Source organism: Acetobacterium sp. K1/6 (assembly GCF_034438075.1).
GTDB classification, from domain to species: Bacteria; Bacillota; Clostridia; order Eubacteriales; family Eubacteriaceae; genus Acetobacterium; species Acetobacterium carbinolicum.
The window spans coordinates 1-4,045 of the sequence record NZ_JAXQGA010000052.1 but is presented as its reverse complement, the minus strand read 5'-3'; the positions used below and the strand labels follow the sequence as shown (position 1 = coordinate 4,045).

The window sequence follows — 4,045 nt, the reverse complement described above, 5'->3', positions numbered from 1 at the left end:
TGAACCAATGGTATCATCTCAAGTACTGCCAGTATCATTAGCGTGTACTGGCGGTACTCTTAGCGTGAAATAATCAATTTTAACAAAGTTGTTTTTCCACAACCCGATTTTCCCATAATACTAATAAATGAACCACTTTCAATCGTAAAGTTCAGATGATCAATCGCCACCGTTTCGACCACTGTCTCTTTTGATGTTTTTTTCCGGTATTTTTTTTTAGACTGCATATTTGCAAAATATCCATTTTCACTCAACCACAACTCACATGCGAAACAAGCTGCCTTTCTAAAATTTTATAAAATGCCAATTCAATCAGAAAATAGCCAATTCCAAAGGCCATAAATAGACCACTGTTTTCTACAAAATCGACATTTTGAAATTTCATTTCAGCACAAAAGAAAAAACCACTCCATAGAAATGAAGTCACAATCGGCAAAAATATCAGCATAGCGGTCTCTTTTGTATATATTTTTTTTATTCGTTTGTCGGTCATACCAAGCTGTTTCAGAAATCTTGTATCCTCTAAAAACTGATTCTTATCGGTAAAAAAGCGAAAATAAAGTGAACTGCCCAATTGAATCATCATGATCAAACCTAATAAAACAAAAATGAGGAACATCATTTGATTTTCGTTTTTAATTTGTTGCAACATATCTTGTTTGTACACCGTCACTAACAAATTACTCTGATCAAATGCCTTTTTGTCAAAATTCATAGGTATTTTCCCGAGAAAAAGTGTCATTTCATTATTGGCATCAGAATATTTCTGTTGAAATTCTTCATCGCTAAAAACAATGATATTGTTTAAATTCTTATTTGATATTTTGCCGAAGATTATTTCTTGAAAATACTTCTGGATCTGATAATTGCTGCTATTCCCCGCTATCGTTAAGGCCCGTTTCATTGCGGTTGTCGCACTATTTTGAGCACCCTCTTGCTGTGATATTAAAATAATCTCGTTTCCCACCAGTGCTTCCTCTTTACCCGTTAATTTGTAATAGGAATTAAGTGATATTCCCCAATAATGAGGCTCTCTGTTTTCACTTGAGTCATATACTGGCAGGATTGGGATCGCCTCAAACGCTATTATCCCAGATTCATTAATTACATTCTCAACCATCTTAAGTTCTGATATTGCGATAATATCATAAGGATAGCTTTCTTGATCTTCAGCGTTGATTAAAGTACCATATGAAGTTGTGATACTCCCCATTAAATAAAATATCAGAAAATTCAGACTAAATATTGTAAACAAGAGTTTTTTATTCTTGTTAAATTTATACATCATGCGATTAAAGGTTAACAAATTTTTATAATACAGGTTTTTGTTTTTTCTCATTTTTTTGAAAAAAAACCGACTGCCTGAAAAAACAATTAAACAAGCACTCCCTACCAGAAGCATCATCGAAATGAGACTATTAAGCACACTGTAATAAAACCACAAACTGACTAGAATCCCAATGATAATCAGACAACCGATTAACAAGAAGGTCAAATCATAAGCCTTGTATGATTCCCATTCTATTGGGCTTTCAGAGTTTGCTTTATTGGCCGAACGTCTAAAATATCTACCGTTACTAGCCATACAGATCCCGATTATCACAATAAAGATAAAACTGCTATTAAGATAATTCCAAATTGTCACTAGTAAAATATCATTTTGAAAACCTGCTTTACCAAGTAAATCAGCAATACCAAGCACGCAAAAGCTTCCGCCCAGAAGTCCAACCAGAATCGCCAGTAGACTTCCCATTGCAAATTCAACACATAAGAGTAAATAGAGCATTTGCGGACGGATACCTAAGATCGCTAAAAAATTATAATCTTTATTCCGTATCATCAAATAATTTCGCAAGTTCATATTGGTTGATACCAGTGTAATGATTACGACAATTACAACTGCAGCATAAATAAAAGAAGCGAGGGAGCTAACATCATCCATCTCGCTCACCTTGAAGGCAATTTGAAAAAAAAATGTCATCACAAAAAAAATAACGACCATGAGGCTCTGATGGATGAAAAATAGCAAATAATCTTTTAGGCTACTGCGAAAATTCTTTAATAATATTTTTAACAGCATGATTTCTCCATTAGTCTAAACAAAGACAAAGTCAGCTGACTTCACTTTCTTTTGTGGCAAGCAAGCCTTTTGATAAATAAAACCCAACGAGGGTAGGGATGAGATAGTAAGCCGGCGCATCAGGTATTAAAAGAAGCGGCAAAAAATTCAACTGTACAAAGAAAGTGGCAACTGGTGTAAAATATATAAAGTAGAAAAAAGCAAAAATTAGACCGATAATCAGAAAGGGCCTGTTTATCTTGACTCTTAGCGAAAACGATTTCCTACACAGCAATTCAAGGAGAATGCCAAATACGATGCTAATCAATGGCAGGGTAACAATATATGTAAAACCAAAATTGTCAATAAAAAATGGCAGGGTCGAATTGAAGTTTGAATCATAAGATCCATATTTTATCATATTTTTCACTTTGAAGATGATACTAATATAGCCCATCACTAATGGTATCACCAGGTATGGGTAGATTTTTTTTAATATCCGCACAATGATCCCCTTTCTTTTTTGAAAATTATTTAACATTCAGCTACCTAATTAGCAATTTAAATTTATGATAATTAAAATCATTAAGGCCCAGCTTAAGCACTTTTTTGTTTTTCATATAAACAACTAGAGAATATGTATCTAAAGATTTTTTCTTCATTTCGTATCTTTCAATATCCCGGATATCAATAACTCTTGAAAAATTGTAGATTAAATAATTGTCATCGATATAAGCCGTATTGTGGAACATTGATAGATACCAGATAACAGGTATAAAACCGTAGATGATAAAATTATGCTGCTTAGCCGAATTCGTAATTGTAAGATTTAATAAGCCAATGATGTATAACAACTTTCCCAACAGAATTTCAAAACACCCCAAATAATTGCCAATACTTAGCTTACCTTCATACGGATATTTAAAGATAATTCTAAATCTCAGATTGATATACGAGAATATGACGGCAAAGCTAATCAAAATTATGGTATAAACCGGATTATCTACTTGTCCCAACAAGTAAACAGATAATCCCAGGATAATGATCAATAATACTAAATCCAGATAATATTGTTTTTTCATTTTCAAGCACCTCCGCTATTAAAATTTCCAGAATGAACGAGAGTCTTTATTCCTAACTTTCGCATTCGCCGGAATTTTTCTTAAAATCCCATAAAATGACAGGACATCCATGCTCGATAGAACCATATTCATCAGGGCAATTTTCGACAAAAGAATATAATTTACATTTGTTGACAATATAATTAAAACGGGTATAACCGTCAAAACAATGATCGGCAATATCAATCCCAACAAAAACCTTTCTTTTTTTATATCCTGTAAATATTCAACATAAATTGCGCCTCTATACGTACCAATAAAAATATCCGTTGATGAAATTTTATCCGGAAAAACTATCACATGCAGCATTTCATGAATGGGTACTAAGGCTAATAAAATCAAAATATCTTGAAAACTATCAATCATACTCAAATGATAATCCGCTCCCAGTCGGATCTTTAACATTAGTCCAATGATAAACATGGAAATGAAAATAACTGGAATTGCCATCACGCAAAGTTTTAAAAAGCTCGGCTCGTTAATAGCATGATAACCCTCATTCTCAGGATCAAAATCATTATTTTCCGGGAATTTTTCAAATAAGAATCTCACAATACTGGCTCCTTTTATTTTTTTACTAACGACTAAATTAAATCTACCATATCTTCATTGGGTAAAAACTCTTTTCCCGGACAATCCAGCAATTATAGGTCGGGAGATGTCGTTGGTTTCTGAATATCGGTGGTTTCTTAGCTACCGCTCATAGCATCATTATAACTTATTTTTAAGATTTTGTGTCCAACCTTATGTGTACATCATAGTCAATACATCAATGGAACGTTTTATAAAAATATAATGTACACGCTTGTCAAGACACGAAATTAGAAATTTTTAGATAAATCTCCTTTCGCGTTTTGATTAGGCA

5 protein-coding genes are annotated in these 4,045 nt (G+C 33.1%); all 5 read right to left on the bottom strand.

The features are described 5' to 3' along the window. Positions 1-59: 59 nt before the first annotated feature. Positions 60-254 carry an ATP-binding cassette domain-containing protein gene (locus U2P91_RS17705; protein WP_322520089.1) on the bottom strand — a complete coding sequence of 65 codons (195 nt, stop codon included), beginning with the start codon at positions 252-254 and terminating at the stop codon, positions 60-62. Beyond that, positions 251-1,942, bottom strand: coding sequence for a hypothetical protein (locus U2P91_RS17700; protein WP_162624551.1), 1,692 nt, complete (start codon positions 1,940-1,942; stop codon positions 251-253). Before U2P91_RS17700 ends, U2P91_RS17705 begins: the two co-directional genes overlap by 4 nt. Before the next feature lie 169 nt (positions 1,943-2,111). Beyond that, positions 2,112-2,600, bottom strand: a complete 489-nt coding sequence (locus U2P91_RS17695; protein ID WP_111889201.1) for a hypothetical protein — start codon at positions 2,598-2,600, stop codon at positions 2,112-2,114. Between the two features lie 4 nt (positions 2,601-2,604). Continuing rightward, entirely contained in the window at positions 2,605-3,141 is a 537-nt protein-coding gene (locus tag U2P91_RS17690; RefSeq protein WP_111889200.1) for a hypothetical protein, read from the bottom strand. A gap of 18 nt (positions 3,142-3,159) precedes the next feature. Beyond that, entirely contained in the window at positions 3,160-3,732 is a 573-nt protein-coding gene (locus U2P91_RS17685) for a DUF3267 domain-containing protein (protein WP_111889199.1), read from the bottom strand. Positions 3,733-4,045 lie beyond the last annotated feature (313 nt).